Genomic DNA, 25,883 nt, shown 5'->3' with positions numbered 1-25,883 from the left:
TATGAGTAAAGACTCTAAGAGATTTCTTACAAATTCAAAACATTCTAAAATCGTAACAGAACTAAATGATCAGCTAAATAATTGTGATGAGTTTATAATAAGTGTTGCTTTTGTGACGCTTAGTGGAGTTTTGTGTATCTTAGAATCTTTGCGTCAGCTACAAGCCAATAATATAAGAGGTAAGATTTTAACGGGATGTTACTTAAATTTTACAGAACCTAAGGCATTAGAGATTCTTCTTGAGTTTAACAATATAGAACTTAAAATTTTAGATAAAGAGAACTTCCATGCTAAAGGATTCTTTTTTAGGAATAAGCAAAGCTGGCAGGTAATGTTAGGGAGCTCAAATTTAACTCAATCTGCTCTAACAGTAAATAGTGAGTGGAATATTCTCTTTGAGGCAAAGCATAATGATGAAATTATCAAACAAGCTTTATCAGAGTTTAATAAACTCTTTAGTCAAGCTAGGTGGGTTAGTGACTTTATTGATGAGTATAGAGAGGTGTATTATAAACAACAAAGTTTACAGCCTATTCAAAATATACACCTACAAAATAATGAAGTAAGCCCGAATAAAATCCAAAGCGAAGCTTTAGGTAGTTTGGATGCTTTAAGAAATGATGATAAAGATAAGGCTTTGATAATAAGTGCTACAGGTACAGGTAAAACTTTTTTAAGTGCGTTTGATGTTGCAAAAGTTAAGCCTAAGCGTTGTCTTTTTATAGTTCATAGAACAAATATAGCAATAAAGGCTAAAGAAACTTTTGCTAAAGTTATTAAAGATAAAACTCTAGGTTTATATACGGGAGATAAAAAAGACTCTACAGAATACTTATTTGCGACTATACAAACACTTAAGAATCCAAAAATTTTAGAGAGTTTTTCAGAAAGTGAATTTGATTATATAGTTATTGATGAAGTGCATCATGCAGAAGCAAAGAGCTATAAAAGAGTACTTGGTTATTTTAGACCTAAATTTTTACTTGGAATGACAGCTACTCCGGAGCGCACAGATGAAGCAGATATATTTAAGTTATTTAACTATAACATTGCTTATGAGATTAGGTTACATCAAGCCTTAGAAGAAGATTTACTGTGTCCATTTCATTATTTTGCGATAGAGGATTTTTATATTGAGTTAGAAAAATCTTTAACTAAGGACTTCTCAAAGTTAATTAATGATAGTCGTGTTGAACATATCATCGCTAAGATGAATATTTATAAGTTTAGCGGAAGTTTTCGAAGTGCATTAATGTTTGTGAGTAATGTTAATGAGGCAAAACAGCTAGCGATTAAACTAACTAAAAGAGGAGTTAAGGCTAAAGCTTTAACTAGTGAAGATTCTGAAAAATCTCGATCAGATGTTATAAGTCAGCTTGAATCAAATGAATTAGAAGTGATAGTCACTGTCGATATTTTTAACGAAGGTATTGATATTCCATGTGTGAATCAAGTCATATTACTTCGTCCAACACAAAGTGCTATTGTGTATATTCAGCAGTTAGGTAGAGGTTTACGTAAATATAAAGATAAGCATTTTGTTGTAGTTTTAGATTTTATTGCAAACTATGATAATAACTTTCTTATTCCTGTGGCATTAAGCCAAAATAATAGCTATGACAGAGATGAGCTTAAGAAATTTGTTGTCTCACCAAATAGCTATATAGCAGGACAAAGTACAATAACATTTACGAATATTGCTAAAGAGATTATTTATAAAAATATTCAGATAACAAATTTTTCACAACTAAAGAATATTAAAAGAGATTATAAGCAATTGAAAAAAGAGCTTGGAGGAATACCTACATTAGTTGATTTTCAAAAGTATAATTTTATATCTCCCGAAGTGATCTTATCTGCCAAAGACACATATTATGATGTATTGAGATCTTTAAAGGAAGATATCGCAGAGCTTGATAGAAGGCAGTATTTAGTTTTAAAATTTATTTCTAAAGAGTTTACACCAGCAAAAAGGTTATATGAAATATTAATCTTAGAGTGTTTGCTAGCTTGTGATAAGTTGGAAATATCTCAACTTGAGTCAGATCTTAGAGGGAAACTAAATGATTTTGATATCGATAGTTTTGAAAATGCTCTAAAACATCTATCTTTAGATATATTTACAGTAAATGCAGCAAGACAAGACTATGAGCCTTTGATATCTATAAGTAAGGGTAAAATTATATTTCTAATAGCTGATTTAATAAAAGGAAGTGATTTATTGGAATCTCAACTTAGCGATTTGATTGAATACAATAAGCTAGTGTATCTAGAAAAGTATAATCAGCATAAACATAAAGGTTTAGCAATGTATAGTAAGTATTCAAAAAAGGATATTGCTCATTTGTTAAATCAGGATTATACCAATGGCGGAGTCAACTTAGCTGGATATAGATCTTTTGATGATAAAGCTCTTCTTTTTATGACTCTTGATGAAAATAAAAAGTTTACACAGCATGATAATAAATTTATTTCTTCAACAACATTTACTTACTATTCTAAAGTCGGAAAAAGTTTAAATGACGTACTTGAAAATAATTTAACAAAAGATATTTATATGCGATATGTCTTTGCAAGAACAAATAAAAATGATGATTATTTTTATTTAGGTACAGTATCTAAATGTATAGGTGCTAATGAGCTTTTAGAACCTAAGAAAATGATTGAATATATCTTTGAGTTAGAGTGTGAATTGCCTAATGAAATATGGAAATATTTTGAGGTAATTTACAAAAATAAAAATTAAGCTGTAATTAAATGCTTTTTTATTTTTGTTTGTTATAATGAAGTTAAAGGAAGACACGTTACGGAGATTTATCATGGCGTATAAAAAAGTACTATTAGCGGTAAATGTTTATGAAAATGCAGATGTTGTAATTAACTCAGCTGTTGATTTCGCTAAGAAGAATAATACTGAAGTTTTAAAGGTGGTCACAGTTATTGACTGCGTTGCTCCATTTGCACCATCTATAGTTGATTTCCAGCATTCAATAGAAAAAGAGGCAAAAGAAGAACTAGATAAGTTAGTAGCTAAAATTTCAGGTATCAAAGTCGAGCATGAAGTACTTGTTGGTAATCCTGCAGCAGAGATTGTTACATATGCAGAAGAAAGTCAGTGCGATGTGATTGTACTAGGTTCTCATGCAACTCATGGCTTAAATTTACTGCTGGGTTCTGTTGCTAATGCAGTTTTACATAAAGCTAAATGTGATGTTTTAACTATAAGAGTTAGTGAAGATGAGTCTGCTGTAAGTAAAGCACATAGCTATAGTAAGTTACTAGTACCGACTGACCTTGAAAATGATTCATGTGACGTTGTAGATAAAGCAAAAGAAGTTGCTAAGCTTTATGATGCTAAATTAGACACAGCATTTGTAATTCCAAATGATAGTATTTCTTTGATGACTTATGAAACTGCAAAAGTTGAAGCAGCTTTAGAAGAATTTGCTAAGAAAAATGGTATAAATGGCGAAAAGTCTGTAATGATAGGAGCAATATCTAATAGTTTATTAGAAAAAGCTGAAGAAAGTAAGAACGATTTAATTGTGATTGGTAGTCATAGAAGAGGTGCTATAGGTAGATTCTTCCTTGGTTCAACTGCAAATAGTGTCTTACAGGAAGCCAATATCGATGTCTTAGTTGTAAGATTAAAGTAAAAAAATAGTTCATTTCTTTTTTACCTTCTAAATCTTTCTTTTCTTAAATAAAATCTCACAATCTTTAGCTAATTTATATTTAAAAGTGTATTTCTGCCAAAAAATATATTTTAATAGAAGTATAAAGTCTAAATAATTGGTTAGAGAATGAAGAAGTTTTTAGTACTTTTAGCAAGTACAGCTGAATGGTATGAGTTTACAGTATATTCATTTTGTGCTGTGTATATTGGTGAGGCCTTTTTTCCAAATCTAGCAACTCCGTTTGCTAGTTTTTTAGCGGCTTTTGGAGCTTTTGCTGCTGGCTTTTTAGCTAGACCTTTTGGAGGCATTATTTTTGGATATATTGGTGATAAGAAATCAAGAACAACAGCTCTTGCTTGGACTGCATTTTTTATGGGATTTCCAACAGTAGGTATTGCGCTATTACCGTCTTATGCAAGTATAGGTATTTTAGCTCCTATATTACTGGTTCTATTTAGGATACTTCAAGGAATTGCTTTAGGAGGTCAGTATAGTGGTTCAATAGTTATTCTTGTGGAAGAGGAAGATACAATAGTCGGGAAAGCAAAAGCTACAGCAAATGTTATAGCTACAGCTTTTGGAGGAATGTTATTTGCTATTATTAGTTTTCAAATTATTAGATATTTTATTCCTAATGAGTTAATGTCACATGGTGGGTGGAGAATACTGTTTGCTATAGCAATTATCCTTATAGTCATGTCGTTTTTTATTAAACATACAGGTGATAGCAAATCGGAAGTTTCATCAAGTCAACAAGTTAAATTATGGCATTTAATTGTGAAGTATTGGAAAAGTATCGTTTTTATGATGTTATTATGTTTTCCTGGAGCAGTCGTAGCATATTTTCAGATAACTATATTACCAAATATTATTACTCAGGTTCTTGGTCACAAAGATGTTGATGTTGCTATCCTTACTACTATAAGCCTAGTTGTTTTTATTGGGTCATGTACTTTAGCAGCTAGATTAACGAAGTTCTTTAATATTAAGTCAATAACGGCTACAGGCTTAGTTCTAATGTTATTACTTCCATTGCCAATGTATGCTCTTTATAAATATGATAATAGTTTGTTGATCTTATTTTTTGTAATAATATCTGCTATTTTTGGTTTATTCTATGGCAATATTATGGTGATTTTCACAGAGAGTTTCCCTAAGCAAATACGCTACACCGGATTTGCTTTAGCATATAATATTGGCTTTGGAATTTATGGAGGACTTCTACCATTTTTATGTTTTTATCTAGCAGATCATGTTTCCGATTATATGGCTGTTGGAATGATATGCATAAGTGCAATAGTTGGATTAATTACTTTATATAAACTTGAGCCTGAAGGCTGTAAAAAGCTTACTAGTGGGGTAATTGGGTAATATTTATGGATGGATATTTTTTGGGTCAAAATTGTTTTGTATATAATTTAAGTAATCAACTATCTTTAAGTGATAATTTGAAAGTTCTTAGAATATATAATGATATTTTAGCTGATCGTCAATTTTGTGATAAATTTAATATTTATGATATTGTACCATCATATAACTCTGTGGCATTTCATTTTGATTATGGTGATCCGCTTGAACTAAAAAGCTCTATCCTAGATAAGATACAACATGTTGACTATGATCAGCAGATAGAGCCACAAACCCATAAGATAGACGTTAAGTATAATGGACAAGATTTAGAGTTAGCAGCAGAGAAGCTTGGAATCAAAGTAGCTGAAGTTATAAAAAGACATACTCAAAATGAATACCATATTGCGATGCTTGGTTTTAAGCCATACTTGCCATATTTACTTGGATTGGATAAAAGCCTGTCGTTACCTAGATTAGAGACTCCTAGAAATAGGATTGCTGCAGGATCTATAGGTATCGGAGGTGCTCAAACAACAATCTTTCCAGAACAAACTCCTAGTGGGTGGAATATTATTGGTATATCAGATTTTAATGATTTCTCTAAGCTTAAGCCTGGAGATAAAATAGTTTTTAGGGAGATATAATATGCTTTTGATAAATTGTGATTTAGGTGAAAGAGGTGTTGCCCATACTGTTGATGATCAATTGGTAAAATATATTGATATTGCAAATATTGCTTGTGGTGGACATGCTGGTGATAAGCAAAGTGTTGATTATTATGTAGATCTTTGTAAAAAAAATAATGTAAAAGTTACAGCTCATATATCGTATCCAGATAAAGAGGATTTTGGTAGAAAAGTTATCAAGATTGATGATAGAAGCTTATGTAAATCTTTTGATGAGCAATTTGCTCTTTTTGATGGTCATATCAAAGCAATAAAGCCTCATGGTGCTTTATATAATGAACTTAATGTGAATGAAAAGCTAGTTAAAACATTTACTTCTTGGTGTTTAAAAAATGATGTTCAAGAGCTATTGGTTAGCCCTTTTGGTCTTTTGAAGAAATATGCTGAGGAAAATGGTATAAAAACAATAAAAGAGAGCTTTGCGGAAAGAGGTTATTTGCTAGATAAAAATAATAATCCGATGCTTATACCAAGAGGTCAGCCAAATGCAGAAATTAAAGAGGTTGATAAAGCTGTTGATCAGTATCGTGAACTAGCAAAAGGCTTTATAAATGTGAATGGTCAGGAAATAGCATTTGACTCTCAAACAATATGTATACATTCTGATAGTGAGATAGCCTTAGAGCTAGCTAAAGAACTTAATAAAGTAAAAGGTTAATTATGGTAGACTTTTTTTCAGTTAATGGAGGATTATCTTTCCCTATTTCATTAAGAGAGTTTGGATCTCAGGATAAAGGAGTATCACCTAAAGGGGCACAGGATCAGTTAAGCTTTATTACCGCATATAACTTATTAGAAAAGCCTCGATGTTTTCAGGCTATAGAGATGATTTATCCATCAAAGATAAAAGCTAACAAGGATTTACTTGTAGTTATATCAGGTGCTTCTTATAACAGAACAGAGACTGCTTCTCAAAATATTCCATACAATCGAATTTGTAAGCTTAATAAAGATGAGATCCTAGAGTTTAAAGGTACAAAAAAAGGCTTCAGAACGGTTGTTTTAGCAATAGAGTTTGAATCAGGGTTACAACGCTTAATTGGTAAGAAAAGACCTGAGGAATTAAGTGATTTCATAAACCATAATTATAAAACTAATTTCATAAGAGTCATAAAAGGTCCTGAGTATTTTATTTTAAAAGATAATGCCTTTTTTGATGAGCTTTGGAGTATTTCACCAAACTCTAGCCAAATGGGGTTATCTTTAAAAGGAGCAAGTTTAGATACACAAAAAATTGAAATGATATCTCAACCTGTTTCTGATGGTACTGTGCAGCTATCTCCAGGAGGACCAATAGTTCTAATGAGACATCGCCAGACTGTAGGAGGCTATCCAAGAGTTGTAAATGTTATTGAGCCAGATATAAGTAAGCTGGCACAGTTTGCTCCAGAATCTACGATTAGATTTAGGCTTATTGAAGATGATGAGGCTTTTGTTATTATAAATGATCTAAAGAAGATGATTTAAACTTCTATATAGGATATTTCAAAAACTTTAAATAAGCCTAAATAACGTCTTTTAATTTAAAAGAAAGTTGTTTAAAATGTATTCTCACTTTTTCAAGAATGATCTTTCCCATCTAAAAAAGCCTAACATAATATATTAGTTTTGCTATTAAAACAACAAAAAAAATAATATAAAAAAAATAATAAAATCTTGTTGTTTTTGTTTATTTCTTTGTTATAAACTTTGAGTGTCGAATATGCAAAAACATAGTTAGGAGATTGTACATAATGTTGCGCAAACTAGTTAAGACACTAATTCCAAGCCAAGATAAAATATTTTTTGAGTTAATGATAGAGGCAACAGAGGCTGTAGAGGACTCAGCTAGAATCTTAGATCAAATAGTTAAAGAAAAAGATAGTCTAACACTATCTGAGCTAGCTGAAGAGTTACGCTTAACTAGGACAGTAACAGTAGAAGTTGCTAACAAAATGGATCATGAGTTAGCAAGACATTTTGTAACTCCTGTTGATAGGGTTGAGTTACATAATGTAATAACATTGCTACTAAAGCTTAATAAAAGAATTGTTAAAATACATAGATATATGCAGATCCTAATGGAAGAGGAAAGAGGTGATGTGAATCTATATCTAGCAAACTGTGTTGAAACATTACGTAAAATGACAAAAGTCTTAGATGACATGATGAAGGCTTTTACTAAAGGTGAGAAGAAAGATTTAAAGAGTTTATATATTAGATTAACAGCTTTAGATGAAAATGTTTTGGAAGATCTTGCTCATGCACTTAAACGTTTTTCTCACTTTGAAGAAGGTGATGTGATATTTATCATGAAGGTAAAGGATATATATAAAGCTATTGAAAATGCTATTTCAACTTGTACTTCGATAGCTGAGTCAATAATGAGAATTCATGTTAAAGAAGTTTAGTAAGGTATTTGCTATATGATTTCAACAGTTTTGGTAGCGATTATTATAATTGCTTTGTTTTTTGAGTTCACTAACGGTTTCCATGATGCAGCGAATGTCGTTGCAACACCAATTGCGACAAAATCTCTAACTCCTGGTCAGGCGATAGGTTTAGCAGCATTTTTTAATTTTTTAGGAGCATTTTTTGGAACCGCAGTAGCTGCGACTATCTCTAAGGGGCTTGTAGATACTAGTGTTGTTACAGATATTGTATTGATCTCAGCTTTGCTAGGAGCAATCAGTTGGAACTTTTTTACATGGAGTTTTGGTATTCCATCTAGCTCATCTCATGCGTTAATAGGTTCATTGGTTGGTGCTGTAATTATCGGCTCTAGTTATCAAGATGTTAACTATATGACTGTTGTTAATAAGGTTTTGATACCTATGGTTAGCTCGCCAATTATGGCATTTTTCTTAGCGCTAATTATTTGTATAGTTTTACTGAATATTTTTATTAGATTAAGTGGAGTTAGAAGAACAAATAAATACATACGAGAGATGCAAGTAGTATCAACTAGTTTGTTATCTTTCTCTCATGGCTCTAATGACGCTCAAAAAACAATGTCAATAATCACTTTGGCGTTATTTAGTGCTGGGCTAGTAAATACTACAGAAGTACCTACCTGGGTGATAGTATTATGTGGTATCGCAATGGGGTTAGGAACTCTTTCTGGTGGTAAAAAAATTATTAAGACATTAAGCTCTAAATTATCTAAGCTTGAGCCAGTAAATGCAGTTTCAGCAGAGCTAAGCTCAGGTGCTTTAGTTTTAGTAGCTTCTCATATAGGCTTACCTGTTAGTACGACACAAGTTGCGTCAGGATCAATAATGGGTGCAGGTTATGCAGACTCTGGGGTAAATTGGAAAGTTGTTAAAAAAATGGCTGTAGCATGGATTTTAACTATCCCGGCATGTATAGCAGTTACTAGTATTATTTATATAATCTTATTTAATATATTTGGTACTTTCTAAGAATATACTCTTTAGATCAAATTCTTTTTCCTTTTATTTTCAAAAGTCATTATAATCATAGATTATTTATAATTATGATGATTAATTATATGCAAGCAAAGATTAATCGACTTATGGTGTATATACATTGGCTTACTGTTATTTTGATATTTCTAGCATTTATATCTATAGAATTTAGAAGTACTTTTGGCAAACACACGTTATTTCATGATTTTATGAAAGGATCTCATTTGTATATAGGCTTTTTAGTACTATTTTTGACTATTTTAAGGCTTATTATTAGAAAGTTTGTGGAGTTTCCAATTATAGGGCAAAGAGTATACTATAATCTCTTTAGGAGTATTGCTTCTAAGGCTGTCCATATCTTTTTATATGTTTGGTTAATACTTATGTCCATTTTGGGTTGGTGTCTGATAAGTGCAAAGGGGACATATGTAATTCCTTTTGGCTTGCCAGCGATTCTTGAGGTGATGGCTAGACCAGATGTTGTTGAAATTAAAGATATACATGAGTATTTTGCCTATATTGGTTTAGCTGTGATATTTGTACATGCGAGTGTAGCTATTATTGAAAGTATAATTATAAAGAAGATTAACAAGTAGATTATATTTTATTAGTCTGTATATTTTTCTTTTATTTTATCAATGCCCGATCTAACTATATTTATAAGTTCATCTTTATACTTTGAATGCTTATATACTAGCACTAAATGAGGCTCTAGAGGGAACTCTATTTCAACACCTTCTACCTTAGCAATATTATCATAATCTCTTAACACTGTATTGTGATAGAACTTTGGCATAAAGCCAATAACATTCTCACTTTTAATAATATTTGCCTTTTGTATCTCATTATCAACCGTATATTTGACATTATCGAGATTAAACTTATAGGTTTCAGCTCCATGTTTAAACTCAGTTACACCCAGAGAAAAATCATATTTGTTAAAAACAACTGGAGATTCGATAATACGTTGCGGGTTATTATGCATATCTTTGATAAGATTTTTATTACCATAGATATATGCAGGCAGTTTGATGGCATCAACTGATGAGCAAACTATCCAGTCATCTAAATCAAGGTGCTCGAGGTGTTTTGTGAAAATTTGAATGACGCTATATGAGTCAAACTGATATTGACTCCCATTTAGATTGTCAATTTGATAACTATCTAAAGCAAAGTTAAAAGATTCATCGTTAATTTCTTGAATTTGTGGTAGTACAAAATCAATTACAATTTTTAGAAATAGTGGTGTCCCTAAGATTTTTATAGATTTACGCTCTCTAAAACCACTTTGCTTTACATTTTGAATAGTATCTTCTAGGTCCTTAAAAGTTTTGTTACAAGAGTGGTAATACTTCATTCCATCAGCTGTTGGAGAAATGCGATTCTGCACATTTCTAATAAGTTTTATATCTAGGAAACTCTCTAAAACTTCAATTTTATTTTTTATGGTATTTAATTCAACACCATAATATTTTTTGACTGAACTATATGAGCCTAGTTCGACTAATTTTAGGAAGTAGCGAGTTGCTTCAATAATATCTTTGCTTATAATGCTCATTTTGACATTAAATTAAATTTAATTTTAATGTTTTAATAATATCATTATATTGAGAATTACTAAAGAAATTAGAAAAAACTGACAAGGTTATGAATACTTTCTCTTTCTGTTCTATAGTTATTTACATCTGCAGATGTATCTTCGTAACCAATAGCAATACCACATATGAGTGTATACTCTTTAAACTCAGGGAAATCTTTTTTTATTATGTCTGGGTAGTGCCCTAATGAAGCCTGAGGGCAGGTTGCTAGGCCTAGGTCTGTAGCTGCAAGTAATATCGATTGGATTAGCATGCCACAGTCCATATAGCTACTAATACTATCAGTAGGATATTTAAATATAAAAATTGCAGAAGGAGAATCAAATGAAATATAATTTTTTTTCCATTGTTTGATACGCTTTTCTTTGTCTTCTCTAGAAATATCTAATGCCGTATATAGATCATGGCCACACTTGATAGCTCTTTCTTTTAGTTCTCCTTCTAGTTTAGTATCACCATCATAGTTGTATTCCATTCTTGGTTTTTCGCCATTTTCACAAGCATTTAAGATTTTATTCATGAGATCTATTTTCTTTTGTCCACTAACTACAACTATTTTCCATGGTTGAGTATTTTTGCTTGAAGGAGTCCATTTTGCAGCCTCAAAAAGCTGCTTAAACATTTCTCGGGGAATTTCTTTAGCTAAGAATTCTCTGACACATTTGCGATTTTTCAATACTTCTAATGTTTGCATAATATTTATTTAATTGGAAATTTATATAGTATTTATTTTAACTACAAGGTATTTAAAAATATATAGCTCTTCTGAGCGTAGCATAAAAATGTTACATTTGATGTATAAATTACATTTTGGGGAAAGTTAATGCGAGTAGAAACAGATAGCATGGGAGAAATCAAAGTTGCAGATGATAAATATTGGGGAGCACAAACTCAAAGGTCATTAAAATACTTCTCAATTGGTAATGATAAAATGCCTTTAGATATTGTTAAGGCTATGGCTATTATTAAAAAAGCGTCTGCTATTACAAATAACAAACTAGGTATACTATCAGAGCAGAAGAGGGATCTAATCGTTAAGGCATCTGAGGAAGTATTAGAAGGTAAGTTAGATGGCAATTTTCCATTATATGTTTGGATGACTGGTAGTGGTACTCAATTAAATATGAACGTTAATGAGGTAATAGCTAACAGAGCAAATGAAATATATGGTAATAAAAAAGGAACTAAAACACCTATTCACCCCAATGATGATGTTAATAAATCTCAATCATCAAATGATAGCTTCCCAACCGCAATGAATATCTCAGCAGTAATAGCAGTTTCTCAAAAGCTAATTCCTACTGCTAAATATATGCAAAAGCACTTACAAGAGAAGGCTCAAGCATGGATGAGTATAACTAAGATCGGTAGAACTCATATGCAAGATGCGGTACCTATGAAGCTAGGAGATGAGTTTGGCGGTTATGCAGCATTAGTTGAAAAAAATATTGAACGGATAAAGTTAGTCTTAGAGGATGTCTATGAGTTAGCATTAGGAGGTACTGCTGTTGGTACTGGTATAAATGCACCACAAGGGTTTGCAGAACTTGTTGCTAAGAATATTGCTAAAATAACTGAGATGCCTTTTATTACAGCAACTAATAAGTTTGAGGTGCAAGGGTCTCATGATGCCCTAGTCGCTTTAATGAGTACTATAAAAGTCTTAGCTAATTCTTTATTTAAGATAGCTAATGATATTCGGATCCTTAGTTGTGGTCCTAGAGCAGGATTGTTTGAGTTGATATTACCCGAGAATGAGCCTGGATCATCTATAATGCCAGGTAAGGTTAATCCAACTCAGTGTGAAGCTCTGGCAATGGTTTCAACTCAAGTAATGGGTTTAGATGCTGCTGTAGCTATGGCAGGATCAGCAGGATATTTGGAGATGAATGTATATAAACCGTTAATAATATTTAACATTATACAGTCAATCCAGATGCTGTCTGATAGTATGCTTAATTTCTCAGATTATTTGCTTAAAGGAATGAAGCCTAATAAGAAGAAAATAGATTATTATCTACATAACTCTTTAATGCTAGTGACAGCTCTTGCTCCAGAGATTGGATATGACGAGGCTACGAAGTTAGCACATTACGCTTATCAAGAAGATATTTCTCTAAGTGAGGCAAATTTAGAGCTCAAGTTACTACCTCAAGATAAATTTGATGAACTAATAAATAAGAGTATAAAATGATGCAAAGATTAAATATTCGTTAGTGTTGACAGTTAAATTATTTTTTTGTATATTTTTTCTTTCCTCTTCTAAAAAAAAAATTAGAAGGGAAAATAGTTAGTCACAAATTAAAGGGAGGGTAAATATGCGATTAACACAACAATTATTTACAACGAGAATTTCTTTAGTTCGATCTTTTTCTAAGAAAACTCAAGGTCTAAAGAGTTTAATAAAGACTCAGCCTAAAGAAAGCAAAATAAAAAAATGATTTTTACTATAAAGCCTATATAATATTTCTTAAACGCTAATAAAAAAGGAGCTAAAAAGTGTTTACGAAAAAAATGGCTTTTACTTATTTTATTACGGTTATATTGATTTTTAATACTGGTTGGATTGATAGCGTAGTTTTATATAACTCTTTTGGTGCCAGTGTGGCAGTAATGTCAGGGAACTTAAGGATTCTTGGTCATAGTATCGCGGGATCTGATTGGTTTTTTGTATATAAAGTTACAATTCTTGTCTTTGGTTTTGTTGTTGGAGCTGCTGTAAATGGCGTCTTAATGAAGACTGATGCATATGTCATTTCAGAAGATCACACCAAAACATTAGTTTTACAAAGTGCTGTAATGCTTACAGGTACTTTATTGATAGATATCTTTAGTAATCATCGTATTATTGATGATTTATTTTTAGCTGTTGCTATGGGAATGCAAAATAGTTTCACAACAATATTTTTTGGTGGTTTTGCTCGAACAACTCATATGACAGGTACGACCACAGATCTGGGTATTGAGATAGGGCGAGTTTTACGTGGTGATAGTTCAAATATTTGGAAAATCCCTTTTTTTGCTACTTGTATGATAACCTTTGTTGTTGGTAATGCTGTTGGTTTTGCTTGGGTAAGGATCGCTGGTGAGTATTTCACCTTGATGTTATTCCCCTCAGTCATTTTACCAATATTTGTCGGTATTGTGATCTTAATAGCTTATAATATGAAAATTAAGAACCATAGCCTTTAGTTTAGCCTGGGTAATAACTCAAAAGAGCTAAGAATCTGCAAAGAAATTATAACAATTGCAATAGCTACTATAATTACAGTCATAGCTGATGTACTTACAAAACCTTTTCTCTTACGGTAGTTGATTACCCAAAGCATCATTACAGGTAGGGCAACTTGTAATACAGCAACAAAAATACTTGCATAACCTAACGCTGATTTAAATCCATCAGGATATATAATTGCGTAAAGATATGCTGGTAAGAATGTAATTATAAAGGCAAGGATTTTGTGTTTGTGTAGGTTTTTTGAGATATTATACGTACTACGGTTAAAGTCAAATAGCCCTAATGCTACACCTAAAAATGAAGTTGCTAAAGCAAAAAAGCCAAATAGGAAAGATATTGTTGAAATATATCCAGAAGTTCCTTCAAAATGAGTAACTATTACAGATGTTATTTCTCCAGACTCTTTGCCTAATATACCTGTGGGTGTTGCTACGGGTAAAGAGCCAAGAGTCGCAAATATCCAAAGTAGATAGATTACTAAAGGAACTGAACTACCTAATATAATTGCTTGGCGCAAGGAGCCTCTATTTGAACCAACGTATGTTCTAAGAGTTGGTATAATATGATGAAAACCAAAAGATGTTAAAAGGATTGGAAAAGCAGCCCAGATAAAGTTAGGGTTTTTAATTTGATAGGCTAAATGATCAGTTGAAATATGAGGAACTAATACAGCGATTAGTAAAAAGAATGCTAGAAGCTTACCTGTTAACATAAGTTTATTAACATGGTCAACCACTCGAGTGCTAATGTAGATAAATACTCCAAGTATAAGTATAAAAATAATACTAGTGAACTTTTCAGATAAGCTAATACCTAAGCTACTTAGTGTTGTTGATAGTAATGATCCTCCACCAACTGTATAAGCAGCCACAAGAGAGTAAAGTAGTAAAACATAACAGATCCATACTACTCCCACACCAAAAGGACCAAGTGTTTTACTTGTCATTTCTATAAAGTTTGAGCCATCTTCCATTTTTAAGTTTACTTCAGCTAGGACTAAAGCCGTAAATGTCATTAAAGCCCAAATACAGATAATCAAAATAGAGCCAATAAAGAAGCCACAACTAGCAACTGTCGCAGGGATAGCTAGCATCCCTGCTCCGATACAAGTGCCTGATATAATCATTGCAGCACCAAATTTTCTTGATAAAATCATATTATATGCGTCATGTTTGAGATTTATAAAATTTTAAATCCCAACTATTTTTTTTAAGGCTTATAATATAACTTATTATAGCTTATATAAAAATTATATTTCTAGAAAATGGATATGAATAACAAAATTAAACAAGCTTTGACTGAATTAGATATTCAAGCTAATGAAACACAGATTAGCTTATGGATAGATTATCTAAAATTATTAGAAAAATGGAATAAAGTCTATAATATGACAGCAATCAAGAATATTGAAGATATGCTAGTTAAGCATTTATTTGATAGTTTAGCTGTTGCTAGATATATAAAAGGTTCATCAACTATAGATGTTGGCACGGGAGGTGGTTTGCCTGGTGTAGTTCTTGCTATATTATACCCAGATCATCAGTTTACATTAGTTGATAGTGTTGGTAAAAAGATTATCTTTCTTAAAAATGTCAAAAAAACCTTAAATTTGAGCAATATAAATCCTGTTAACTGTAGAGTTGAGGACTTAGAAGGAAGCTTTGATAATATTATTTCACGAGCATTTAGTTCTGTTGATACCTTCTATGAGTTATGTAAACAGTTCTTAACAAATGATAATCAAATGTTAGCAATGAAAGGTCCAGACGTAGAAGAGCAAAATCTAGCAAAGTTACCATTGGAGGCACAAAAGTTTAAAATAAAAGTACCTTTCTTAAAAGCTGAAAGAAATCTAATAGTAATGAGAAAAAAAGATGCTAAATAAAGATTATATAAAAGATGCTTATGAAACGATTAATCAAAATATAGCTAATCATGCAAACTTACTTGCAGTAAGTAAATATCAGTCATTAGAAAAAATAAAGTATCTAGCGGGCTTAGGCCAAAAAGATTTTGGAGAAAATTATTTTCAAGAGCTTGAGCAAAAAGCTCAACAACTTCCAGATCTAAGGTGGCACTTTATCGGATCTTTGCAGTCTCGAAAAATAAAGCATATTGTCAAATATGCTAACTCGATACAAAGTGTTGAGAAAGTAGAGCATATTGAGAAGATTAATAAATCAGCGTGCCAGTTAGAAAAAGTAATAGATATCTATTTGCAAATAAATATTGATGATGATCCTAATAAATCAGGATTTAAATCTTCTCAATACAAAGAAGTTGTTGAGTGTGTTGAAAGATCAAAAGATTTAGTTGGGGTAAAAATAGTTGGACTAATGAGTATTCCAGCTAAATCTGCATCACCACAAGAAAGTTTCAAAAGAATGAAGAACTTTTTTGACTTAGTTAATTCTAAACTTTCTCAAGATTTACGACTAAATAGATTATCAATGGGAATGAGTGCTGATTATAAACTAGCTATACAATATGGAAGTACTGATGTACGGATTGGGAGTAGTTTATTTGGTGAAAGAGAAATTAAATAGACGTTCTTTTTACACTCTAATCCATATAAGATTATACAATAGCTGGACTTTAGTAATTGAAATGTGTCTTAAATGCTTGCTCAATAATTTTAAACGCTTTATCTAGTTCCTCATTTGAGATTACTAATGGCATTAAAGTTCTAAGTACATTACCTTCTAGACCTGCAGACATTAAGACAACCCCATTTTTTAATGAAAGAGTTATTATAGATTTTAAGATATCACTACCATTTTCATTATTAGAGTTACAAAATTCTATACCTATCATTGCACCAAGTCCTCTAATATCAGAGATACAATTATATTTTTTTTGCATTTTACTAAAAAAAGATCTTACTTTTTCACCTATATCATTCGCTTTTGCTGAAAGATTATCTGATTCATAAATTTTTATTGACTCTAAAGCTGCTTGGCAAGCTAGTGGATTACCACAGAATGTTCCTCCTAATCCTCCAACATGAGATGCATTAATTAAATTTTTGCTACCTACAACAGCTGTTAGTGGCAATCCAGATGCTATTGATTTTCCTATTGTCATTAAGTCTGGAGTTATGCCATAGTTTTCTATAGCAAACATCTCACCAGTTCTACAAAAACCACTCTGTATCTCATCAGCGATTAATACAATATCGTTATCTGTACAAAGTTTTCTGAGTTTTTGTACAAAATCTTTTGGCATTGGTATAAAGCCACCTTCCCCAAGAACTGGTTCAAATATAATAGCTGCAATATTATCCGCTGCGACAACTGTATTAAATATATTTTCCCAATAAGCATCAAAGTTCTGAATACTTGATATTTCTGGATGTGGTACATGATAAACTTCTGGTGCAAAAGGCCCATAACCTAGTTTATATGGTTTAATCTTAGTGGTAAGACTCATCGTTAATAGAGTTCTTCCATGGTATCCTCCATTAAAACAAACTATACCTTGTCTTTTTTTGGCATAACGCGCAATTTTAATTGCGTTTTCAACCGCTTCAGCTCCAGAATTAAATAATACTGCTTGCTTTTCATTATCTCCTGGCATTATTTCTACAAGCTTCTTAGTTAGTTTAATATACGGCTCATAGTTGGTTATATTAATACCAATATGGAGGTAATTATCAGCTTGCTCTTTTATTGCATTTACGACACTATCAGGATTGTGTCCAGCATTAACACAACCTATAGCTCCAACAAAATCAATATATTCATTTCCTTCTGAGTCCCATATTTTAGCTCCTTTTGCTTTTACTATGTTCAGGTCTGTTAATTGAAAAACAGCATCTGGTACATATTTTTTACGTAATGATTGTAGTTCTTGATTGTTTAGCATAAGTTAATCCCTCTATCATATATTTATTAAATTTATCTCTTCTTTATAGCCCTTAGATCTTATGAATCCAAAGATTATACCTATAATCATCCATGATCCGCCAATAATGTATGTTTTAGTAGATAGTCCAGTCATTAGCCATATCATCAGTATAATACCTATAAAAGGTATTACTACATATCTAATTTTTCCAGCATCACTAGGCTTTTGTTTAAAATAAAAGTGGATTACAGTAATAGTTAATATTGTAAAGCCTAAGATAGCGCCAAAATTAACTATTTCTGCTAAGCTATTTAGGTTTAATGATAAGCCTAAAATAATTTGTACTATCATAATAATTATAAGGTTCAAGTGAGGTGTTCCATATTTATGATGGATTTTTCCAAAAATTGATTTGGGAAGAACATTATCTCTACCCATAGCATATAATAGCCGCGATGCTGCAGTATTTGCGACTAATATAAAAACCATTTGAGAAAGTAAGAATCCTGCTGTAAAGACAGTTACTAGTAGGTGTCCTCCTGTAACCTTAGATACATACAGTAAAGCGGTATTAACCCAATCTGGATTATTAATAAAATCTTTCCAGTTAGGGATTACTAGTACTCCTATATATCCTACTAGAAACATTATAATACTTATTGAAATAATAGAAATTATAATAGCTCTTGGGACATTTTTTGTTGGATTAATAGTTTCTTCACTCATAGTTGTGATCGCATCAAATCCTAAGTAGCAAAAGACAGCAATAGAAGCAGCAGCTGTTAGTGATGATATTGAGCTAAAATGGAATGGTATCGAAGATACTAGAGTTCCGGTACCTGTGCCATTAAAAACAGAGTACGCCCAAACAGCAACTGCGGATATTACAATTATCATTACAAGCAGTAATAAAAAAAGTCCTAGCTTGGCTAGTAAATTAATTCCTCGAATGCTTATTAAGCATGCTATTACAATAAAGCTGCAGTATAAAAATGCATAGTTACCAAAATGGGATAATTGCATGAAATATAAAACTGAACTCATAGATGCTATAGTTGGTATAAATATGTAGTCTAAGAATAATGTCCAGCCAGTAATAAACCCAACATGAGGGTTTAGGCCTCTTGAAATAAATGAGTATAGCGAGCCACATATTGGGAATTTTTTAGACATCAAAATATAACTATTAGCAACAAACAGCATTATAAATCCAGCTAATAGGTACGATAAAGATACGCTGCCTCCTGATTTTTTAAGTATTATCCCAAAAACAATCGCAGATGATGTTGGAACCATGTAATTTATTCCAAAAGCAGTAAGTTGCCATATCCCCATTCTTCTTTTTAACTCGGACAAAATCATCTCCTTTTTGCTTCAAAAAAACTTAATATAAGTTAAATTTATATTAGGGTTGGTGTGAAAACAATTTATTTAAGGGCTCTTATTGAGGGTTCTTTAAGTAATTTTCTTCATAATAAAGAAGATATTCATTAATCAGTATTTTGCATTTTAAGTTTTTTGACTTAGTTAATCCAAGCTTTCACAAGATTTAGTATTAAATAGGCTATCAATGGGGATGAGTGCTGATTATAAACTAGTTATACAATATGGAAGTGCGGATTGGGAGTAGTCTATTTGGAAAAAGAGAAATTAAGTAGCATTTGATAAAAATTTGCTACTTAATACTAAATTAACAAACTCTCTTATTTTAGGTTGGACAAATTTATTTTTTGGATAATATATAAATAACTCTTGTTCCTTTGAGAACTCATTAGCTAATATCTGAACTAATTTTCCATTCTCTAGTTCTTTCTTTACAATATATTCATGAAATTGGGCTATACCCATACCATCTAAAACACATTCTTTTATAAATTCTGCACTATCGGCAGAAAGTACAGGGTTATAGATATTTGCGTCAATATTATTTTTAACATTTAATAGCTGAGATTTTCTAGAGCTGTGCGTTATATAATCGTAGTTGGATAGATCTACTAAATTTTGAGGAGTACCATTCTTTCTAATATAGCCAGGAGTTGAGCATAGTATATACCGAGTTTTTGAAATTTTACGAGCAATGATATCTTCCGGAGGAGACCAGTTAACCCCTAAAGCAACATCAGTTTCCTGAGCTTTAAAGTCAGGTAATTTTTCTATAATATTTATATCTATTTGAACTTTGGGGAAGTTTTTCTTATATTCTTTTATGATTTTTAAGAGGAATTCTCGAGCAAAAAAGGATACTGTGGTTATCTTTAGTGTTCCGGATGGCTCACTATGAAATGACTCAGCAAGTCCTCTTACGTTGACTATTTCTTGTTGTAATTTACTACAATATTCAAATAAGATATTTCCTTCATGGGTTAGAGATAGGGTTCTTGTCGTACGGTTAATTAAATCAACTTTTAGTTCCTTTTCAAGAAGCTTTATCGAGTGGCTTATGGCTGCTTTCGTAACACCGAGAGCTTTTGCAGTATTAGTGAAACTATTATGCAAAACTAGCTCATAGAAAACTTCAAATAAAGATATTGATATTTTTTTATAGTTTTTCATTGTTTAAGAAAAGTTAACTTATGCTTGGTATACCATCTATTGTAAAATATAATTTATAATTTATCATTCTATTTTAATAAAATTGAATTCTAAATCTAATTTATAGATGAAAAGTTATAAAGTAATCATATTATTAAGTTATATTGGGCTGGCTAGTGGTTCAGCAGCTATTCTTAACCCTGCATTACCACATATTACTAGAGAATATAGTTTATCTAAAGGTGCTATTGAATGGATAGTGACAGCTTTTTTGATAGGATATGTTGTTGGGTTAATAATATATGGACCAATTGCAAAGAAATACGGTGGTGCAAAGACATTAAGAATAGGTATGGTTATAAATATAATAGGCATAGTAGTTTGTTTATTAGCTTCAAATTACTCTTCAATGTTTATGTTAGCTATAGGTAGATTTATAACAGCAGTGGGAGCATCTGCTGGTTTAGCATGTGTTTTTCTTATATTAAATCAATCACTTAAGCCTCATAGTGTAAAATTTGCTTTATCATTTGCAACTGTATCTTTTACCTTAGCAATAACAATAGCGACATTAATAGGAGGTGTTATAACTACTTATAGTTATTGGAGCTACTGTTTTTATGTGTTATTGCTACAGGCGGTATTAATGTTTGGAATGAGTTTCTTGTATGAAAATAAAAAAGATTCTGGGTATGAACTTAAAATATCAGTTATTGTTGGCGGGTATCTTGAAGCTTTTAGAAGTTTTAAACTAATAATTTTCTCATTAGCAATAGGTTCAATGTCTGTTTTTAGTTATTGCTATTCTGCCTCTGGACCTTTTATGGCGCATTCTTTATTTAATTTTAGTAGTGCTGAATATAGTGTTTGGACTTCTATGACTATGATAGGAATATTATCAGGATCAATAGTGATAGCTAAAATAATAAATAAATACGAAAGTGAGAATATACTTCTTGTTGCCTTGGCTTCTTTAATTATTTTGATTGTGATCTTATCTATACTAAAGGTCTCTAATAGTCTCACACCAATAATATTTTTTGTATTGATCACTTTGATGTATTTTGTATGTAATTTTATATTTCCTACAGGATCACATATTGCATCAAATGCGATTGAGTGTAAGGCAAATGGGTCAGCTGCTATGAATTTTATAAATATGTTAACAGCTGTTGTAGGAGTGACTGCGATGGGTTATGTACCATTTGAGTATATTTGGAGTTTCTTATTATTATCAGTTATATTGCCTGTTATATGCTTAGTGTTAATTGCAATTAATAAGAGAATATCTAATTAGTAAACTCATTATGCACACTAATCCTTATTAGCATCAGCTAAATGATTATTCTATATTTTCAATATCCTATCTCAAACAGTATTGGTATGAATTTTCTGAGTTATCAGAGTTGCTAGCTATAGATATCTCTAAAATGCTATTTTTCATAGTTTAACTATTTGTGATGATATTAACCCAAGTAATTTATTCTTAGTTTGTGTTAGTCAAATATATTCTTCATTAAAGTTTTGAATGTATACTTCTTTTTATATAAGAAATATTATCTATTAAATTAATTTTGACTATTTTAATATCAAGATATAAGAAAGTGATTTAAGGTTTCTATGTTTGTTATTTTAGTCTTTCTATCTGGATTGTTAAATAAAAGTAATCTAATGTTAAACTTCTAGGCTATTGTAAAATATTATTTTTAATTTATTATATATTTCATAAGTAAAAAGTAATAAATGATAATTTTAGTGATTTATTTTTTTATAATTACTACTGTTTAAAAAAAGTATACTTAAGTTAAACATATTTATTATTGTAAAATGTTGCCTTTTATTTAATATATTGTCTAATAAAATAATAAATGAGAAAAGTTATGAAAAATTATAAAATAATAATTCTGCTAAGCTATATTAGTATAGCTAGTGCTTCAGCAGTTATTATAAATCCTGCTTTACCAAGTATTTCTAAAGAATTTGGATTATCTAGTGGGGCTGTTGAATGGTTAGTGAGTATTTTCCTTATAGGGTATGTTGCTGGTCAAATAATATATGGACCAATTGCAAAGAAATATGGAGATTCCATAACATTAAGAATTGGTATGATTATAAATGTTATTGGTATTTTAATATGCTTATTATCACCTTCTATGACAATGTTGCTAATAGGAAGATTTATAACAGCTATAGGAGCATCAGCAGGACTGGTATGTACTTTTATTATATTAAATAATTCTGTTGAACCGCATAAAGCAAAGTTAGCATTGTCATTTGCTACACTATCTTTTGCGATTTCATTAACATTAGCCACATTGATAGGAGGTTTAATTAGTACTTACACTCATTGGTATTATTGTTTTTACGTGCTATTAATACATGCTGTAATAATGTTTATAGCTAGCTTTCTTTATGAAAATAAGAAAGACTTTGACTTTAACCTAAATGTATCAGCTATTATTGATGGTTATAAGGATGCTTTTAGTAGTTTCAAATTAATAGTATTTGCAATGACATTAGGTGTAATGACTGTTTTTAGCTATTGTTATTCAGCAGGAGGACCTTTTATTGCTCATCAAATGTTTGGTCTTAATAGTGCGCAATATAGTTTATGGACGTCAATGACGATTGTAGGTATTGTATTAGGTTCAATATTGATTGCTAAAATAATAAACAAACATGACAGTCATAGAATACTTATAGTTGCTTTGATATGTTTTCTAGTGTTGGTTGTAATTATGGCTGGGTTAAAGATTGCGAATGATATGACGCCGTTAATATTCTTTGTGTTAATAACTTTGATGTACTTTGTATGTAACTTTATATACCCTACAGCATCACATTTAGCATCGACAGCAATTGAGTGTAAATCAAATGCTTCCGCAGCAATGAACTTTATAAATATGTTAACGGCGGTTATCGCAGTTTCTATAATGGGTTATATACCATTTGAATATATTTGGAGCTTCTTATTAATGTGTACAATACTTCCAGTTATTTGTTTTGGGTTAATTATCTATAATAAATTTTAAAGTAAATAACTCTTCTTATTTTTTCACAAATTAGATCCTTCGGGAAATAAGCTTTGCTACCCGTAGTCTATGCTAGTAGTACAGTGTTCTATCTTATAATGATTGTAAAGGATACCATATAAATCAATAGACTTAATTATTATTGCAAGCTGGATTGTTTAGAAAATTAAATATAGTGTAGAAAAATTTATTCAAAACTCGTAGCAGTAAAACGTTGAACTATTTTATTGTTTTGTAGAATAACAATACTTTTTGCAGGGATATCTATTTTATTATAATTTTTCGTAGAATCAGCAAAGTTAGCAATTACCATAACACCATTTGAGAACTGTGTAGATTGAAGTAATTTATCCTTGCTTAAGTAGCTAAAGTTAGTCATCTTCTGTTGCACTAAAACTTTATGCCACTTAGACCATACTGGTAAGTATTTGCTTAGAAGGTTCTTTTGTTGTTCCCAAGCTTTTCTATCTAAATGTAATAATGGTGGATAGTTGTATAAGAAAGTCTTCAAGATATTGTTCTTTATCTGAGAAGGGAATTTAAAGGTTGCATATTCCCAGTGATCAGAAGTTATAATGCTATTGTTGTAAACCATTTGATAAAGAGGAACTTCAAAGGTAGGGTTGTAGTATATATAGCTTAATAAAGGCTTTAATGGAGTAGGTTTGCCATATCTAGGAGGAATTCCAGTGGGTGACCAATAGCTTCCCATATAGTATTTTGAATTCTTATTTTTGCGCATATCTTTATCCCAAATGCCTTGAGAAACTAAACCTTGGCCATAAACTGCGACAGGTGCAATATAATCTTTACCATCTTCTGTACCAACTACTAAATTATAATGCTTAGCAGCCCATTTAAAATAATCTATTTTATTTTGGGCGTCTTGAGCTTTAGTTTGAGGGTGCTTCGTAGAAAAATCATTATATAGAGCACCAGCTCCATCACTATCAAAGAACCAGGAGTTAAATTTTGTATTATATATGTTTATAGCTTTATTTAGACGGAGCTTGACTTGAGGCATTGCATATGAAGAGTTTAATTCGCGTTGCCCATCTAAGAAACCTTGGAGATATTTACCATTTTGTTTAATTATTGCAGCTTTATCAAAGAAGTTTTCTTTGGTAGCAAAATAAGCTGTTGGCATAGAATCTGGGTTTTTTTCTATTAATGAATTATATGAATCATAAGGAGCTATAAGATATCCAGCTTTTTTAGCGTTATTAATAACATTAGTATGATATATACCATCCATTACATCATTTAGACCTAGCCAAGAATTTTTTAAACCTATATCTTGTAGTTGTTTTATCATCCATATAGAGACACCATTACCCCATTGAGGGACAGGAGCAATATATTTAGAGTAAGCAGATTGGATTAGGTTTTTATTAAGTGCGATCGTATTGGCAGGAGTTCTTGGCTCAGATATTAATTTGGTAGCGGCTGAATTTAGTTTAATGGAGTCAAACTCTTGCTTGTTCCATAATGTTGGATCTTTTACTAATTCTTTAAGAGCATTGTCGACATCTGATTTTAGAGATTTATAAAGCCACTTTTGTTTGGCAAACTCTTCTAGAGAGTTATTCGAGTGTTCTTTTAGTATTATATTAAAGTATTTTGTTGGGTTATCAGACTTACTTTCAAGTTGTTGTTTGACAAACTTTTGGAGTTCTTTCCAATTTATATTTGTTTGACCAACTAGTTCATCTCCCCAAAGATATATAAAAGGAGCACCATAAAGCTTTGTAACATCTGGGACGACTTTAGCTTTTTCTGTTAATGTTACAAAATCTCCTTGATCTATCTTATGTTGACGATATGTATCAGCAATTACTGCTGGATCATTCTTTAATTCTTTAACTGTGAATCCAAAAGGTTTATCTTCGTTTAAGATATTAAAAGTATGTTTAAAATGTAACGTTAAATTTTCCTTACCTGTAAACCAAAAAGAATTATCAAAGATATTACTAATCTGATAGTAGGTAGCAGACTTACCAAATCCAGCTGTTAAAAATTGCATTGATAGGCTACCAATACCGGATAAAGGATACCTTTCACTAGAAGTTGATGTTAAGTATTTTATCCATTTTTTATTGTTTGCGGGGATATTCCATCCTTCTAACATTGGTAATAAGAAAGATTTTTCTCCACTAATAATAGGGAAGGTAATAGATTTATTTTGTGTTCTAGTCAGTTTTTGATTATTTTTAAAACTAACATTTAATCCATTGTTATCTAACTTAAAATCAACATTAATATTATCGCGTGTAAAGTCTAACTCGCTTTTATTCTGTGATATTATTTTGAAACTTTGCTTTGCTTGGGCAGCTGATATAGGAGTCTCATTAGTTCCTTTTTTAAGGTCGACTTTTAGAGTTGCTGGATCAATTACAAAACAACTATTTTGTTGGCAGAGACTAACAGGATTAGCAAAAGCTATACCTGATATTATAAGAGATAATAATGCTATATTTTGTAGTTTCATAAGGGTGACAAGATTTACGCTATTTTATT

The 25,883-nt window shown here is 31.1% G+C and carries 22 protein-coding genes and 1 pseudogene; 16 read left to right on the top strand and 7 right to left on the bottom strand.

The genetic code is table 11. From position 1 onward, the window contains the following. Position 1: 1 nt before the first annotated feature. From F3D62_RS05515 to F3D62_RS05475, 9 genes are all read left to right on the top strand, one after another. Positions 2 to 2,746, top strand: coding sequence for a DUF3427 domain-containing protein (locus F3D62_RS05515; RefSeq protein ID WP_150467247.1), 2,745 nt, complete (start codon positions 2 to 4; stop codon positions 2,744 to 2,746). Between the two features lie 73 nt (positions 2,747 to 2,819). Further along, complete coding sequence (locus F3D62_RS05510) at positions 2,820 to 3,656, top strand: universal stress protein (protein WP_150467246.1); 837 nt, start codon at positions 2,820 to 2,822, stop codon at positions 3,654 to 3,656. 147 nt (positions 3,657 to 3,803) lie between these two features. Beyond that, positions 3,804 to 5,048 (top strand): MFS transporter, encoded by a 1,245-nt coding sequence (locus F3D62_RS05505; protein WP_150467245.1) that lies wholly within the window; start codon positions 3,804 to 3,806, stop codon positions 5,046 to 5,048. A 5-nt stretch (positions 5,049 to 5,053) separates the two neighbouring features. Further along, positions 5,054 to 5,671 carry a 5-oxoprolinase subunit B family protein gene (locus tag F3D62_RS05500; RefSeq protein WP_150467244.1) on the top strand — a complete coding sequence of 206 codons (618 nt, stop codon included), beginning with the start codon at positions 5,054 to 5,056 and terminating at the stop codon, positions 5,669 to 5,671. Position 5,672: 1 nt separating this feature from the next. Beyond that, positions 5,673 to 6,371 carry a 5-oxoprolinase subunit PxpA gene (locus F3D62_RS05495; RefSeq protein WP_150467243.1) on the top strand — a complete coding sequence of 233 codons (699 nt, stop codon included), beginning with the start codon at positions 5,673 to 5,675 and terminating at the stop codon, positions 6,369 to 6,371. Between the two features lie 2 nt (positions 6,372 to 6,373). Then, positions 6,374 to 7,180: a hydrolase gene (locus F3D62_RS05490; RefSeq protein WP_150467242.1), complete on the top strand. Its 807-nt coding sequence runs from the start codon at positions 6,374 to 6,376 to the stop codon at positions 7,178 to 7,180. A gap of 266 nt (positions 7,181 to 7,446) precedes the next feature. Next, positions 7,447 to 8,103 (top strand): PhoU family transcriptional regulator, encoded by a 657-nt coding sequence (locus F3D62_RS05485; protein WP_150467241.1) that lies wholly within the window; start codon positions 7,447 to 7,449, stop codon positions 8,101 to 8,103. A gap of 15 nt (positions 8,104 to 8,118) precedes the next feature. Continuing rightward, entirely contained in the window at positions 8,119 to 9,114 is a 996-nt protein-coding gene (locus F3D62_RS05480) for an inorganic phosphate transporter (protein WP_150467240.1), read from the top strand. Between the two features lie 89 nt (positions 9,115 to 9,203). Continuing rightward, a complete protein-coding gene (locus F3D62_RS05475; protein ID WP_150467239.1) occupies positions 9,204 to 9,716 on the top strand; it encodes a cytochrome b in 513 nt (170 codons plus the stop codon). Between the two features lie 11 nt (positions 9,717 to 9,727). Here F3D62_RS05475 and F3D62_RS05470 read toward each other — a convergent pair whose 3' ends face one another. Then, entirely contained in the window at positions 9,728 to 10,678 is a 951-nt protein-coding gene (locus tag F3D62_RS05470) for a LysR family transcriptional regulator (protein WP_150467238.1), read from the bottom strand. A gap of 68 nt (positions 10,679 to 10,746) precedes the next feature. Then, the gene (locus F3D62_RS05465; RefSeq protein ID WP_150467237.1) at positions 10,747 to 11,412 is read right to left on the bottom strand and encodes a nitroreductase; all 666 of its coding nucleotides are present in this window, start codon (positions 11,410 to 11,412) and stop codon (positions 10,747 to 10,749) included. A 129-nt stretch (positions 11,413 to 11,541) separates the two neighbouring features. Between F3D62_RS05465 and fumC the strand changes: the two genes are divergently transcribed. After that, positions 11,542 to 12,912 carry a class II fumarate hydratase gene (gene fumC / locus F3D62_RS05460; protein ID WP_150467236.1) on the top strand — a complete coding sequence of 457 codons (1,371 nt, stop codon included), beginning with the start codon at positions 11,542 to 11,544 and terminating at the stop codon, positions 12,910 to 12,912. A gap of 305 nt (positions 12,913 to 13,217) precedes the next feature. Then, positions 13,218 to 13,910, top strand: a complete 693-nt coding sequence (locus F3D62_RS05455; protein ID WP_150467235.1) for a YoaK family protein — start codon at positions 13,218 to 13,220, stop codon at positions 13,908 to 13,910. On the opposite strand, the gene F3D62_RS05450 is transcribed toward F3D62_RS05455, so the two are convergent. After that, positions 13,907 to 15,112, bottom strand: a complete 1,206-nt coding sequence (locus F3D62_RS05450; RefSeq protein WP_150467234.1) for an amino acid permease — start codon at positions 15,110 to 15,112, stop codon at positions 13,907 to 13,909. The genes F3D62_RS05455 and F3D62_RS05450 overlap by 4 nt on opposite strands. A gap of 114 nt (positions 15,113 to 15,226) precedes the next feature. Between F3D62_RS05450 and rsmG the strand changes: the two genes are divergently transcribed. Together rsmG and F3D62_RS05440 are read left to right on the top strand one after the other, a co-directional pair. Beyond that, complete coding sequence (gene rsmG, locus F3D62_RS05445) at positions 15,227 to 15,841, top strand: 16S rRNA (guanine(527)-N(7))-methyltransferase RsmG (RefSeq protein WP_411961314.1); 615 nt, start codon at positions 15,227 to 15,229, stop codon at positions 15,839 to 15,841. After that, positions 15,831 to 16,502, top strand: a complete 672-nt coding sequence (locus tag F3D62_RS05440; protein WP_150467232.1) for a YggS family pyridoxal phosphate-dependent enzyme — start codon at positions 15,831 to 15,833, stop codon at positions 16,500 to 16,502. The genes rsmG and F3D62_RS05440 overlap by 11 nt, the downstream gene beginning before the upstream one ends. Positions 16,503 to 16,551: 49 nt before the next feature. Here the strand turns inward: F3D62_RS05440 and F3D62_RS05435 are convergent, their stop codons facing one another. Continuing rightward, positions 16,552 to 17,820, bottom strand: a complete 1,269-nt coding sequence (locus tag F3D62_RS05435) for an aspartate aminotransferase family protein (RefSeq protein WP_150467231.1) — start codon at positions 17,818 to 17,820, stop codon at positions 16,552 to 16,554. A gap of 15 nt (positions 17,821 to 17,835) precedes the next feature. Further along, on the bottom strand, positions 17,836 to 19,158 hold the full coding sequence (locus F3D62_RS05430) for an APC family permease (RefSeq protein ID WP_191092541.1): 1,323 nt from the start codon (positions 19,156 to 19,158) through the stop codon (positions 17,836 to 17,838). Positions 19,159 to 19,333: 175 nt separating this feature from the next. Between F3D62_RS05430 and F3D62_RS05425 the strand changes: the two are divergent. Further along, positions 19,334 to 19,460: pseudogene (locus F3D62_RS05425) on the top strand (YggS family pyridoxal phosphate-dependent enzyme); the annotation flags it as partial. Here F3D62_RS05425 and F3D62_RS05420 read toward each other — a convergent pair. Beyond that, positions 19,453 to 20,355, bottom strand: a complete 903-nt coding sequence (locus F3D62_RS05420) for a LysR family transcriptional regulator (RefSeq protein WP_150467229.1) — start codon at positions 20,353 to 20,355, stop codon at positions 19,453 to 19,455. The pseudogene F3D62_RS05425 and the gene F3D62_RS05420 sit on opposite strands and share 8 nt — an antisense overlap. A 106-nt stretch (positions 20,356 to 20,461) precedes the next feature. Here F3D62_RS05420 and F3D62_RS05415 point away from each other — a divergent pair, with 106 nt between their 5' ends. Together F3D62_RS05415 and F3D62_RS05410 are read left to right on the top strand one after the other, a co-directional pair. Further along, positions 20,462 to 21,631 (top strand): MFS transporter, encoded by a 1,170-nt coding sequence (locus F3D62_RS05415; RefSeq protein ID WP_150467228.1) that lies wholly within the window; start codon positions 20,462 to 20,464, stop codon positions 21,629 to 21,631. A 583-nt stretch (positions 21,632 to 22,214) separates the two neighbouring features. Next, complete coding sequence (locus F3D62_RS05410; protein ID WP_150467227.1) at positions 22,215 to 23,366, top strand: multidrug effflux MFS transporter; 1,152 nt, start codon at positions 22,215 to 22,217, stop codon at positions 23,364 to 23,366. A 187-nt stretch (positions 23,367 to 23,553) separates the two neighbouring features. Here F3D62_RS05410 and F3D62_RS05405 read toward each other — a convergent pair whose 3' ends face one another. Further along, on the bottom strand, positions 23,554 to 25,854 hold the full coding sequence (locus F3D62_RS05405) for a glycoside hydrolase (protein WP_150467226.1): 2,301 nt from the start codon (positions 25,852 to 25,854) through the stop codon (positions 23,554 to 23,556). Positions 25,855 to 25,883 lie beyond the last annotated feature (29 nt).

It is taken from the genome of Francisella sp. SYW-9, from assembly GCF_008711465.1.
Lineage (GTDB): Bacteria > Pseudomonadota > Gammaproteobacteria > Francisellales > Francisellaceae > Francisella.
The sequence above is the reverse complement of the archived record's forward strand: the minus strand, read 5'-3'. Positions and strand labels throughout refer to the sequence as shown.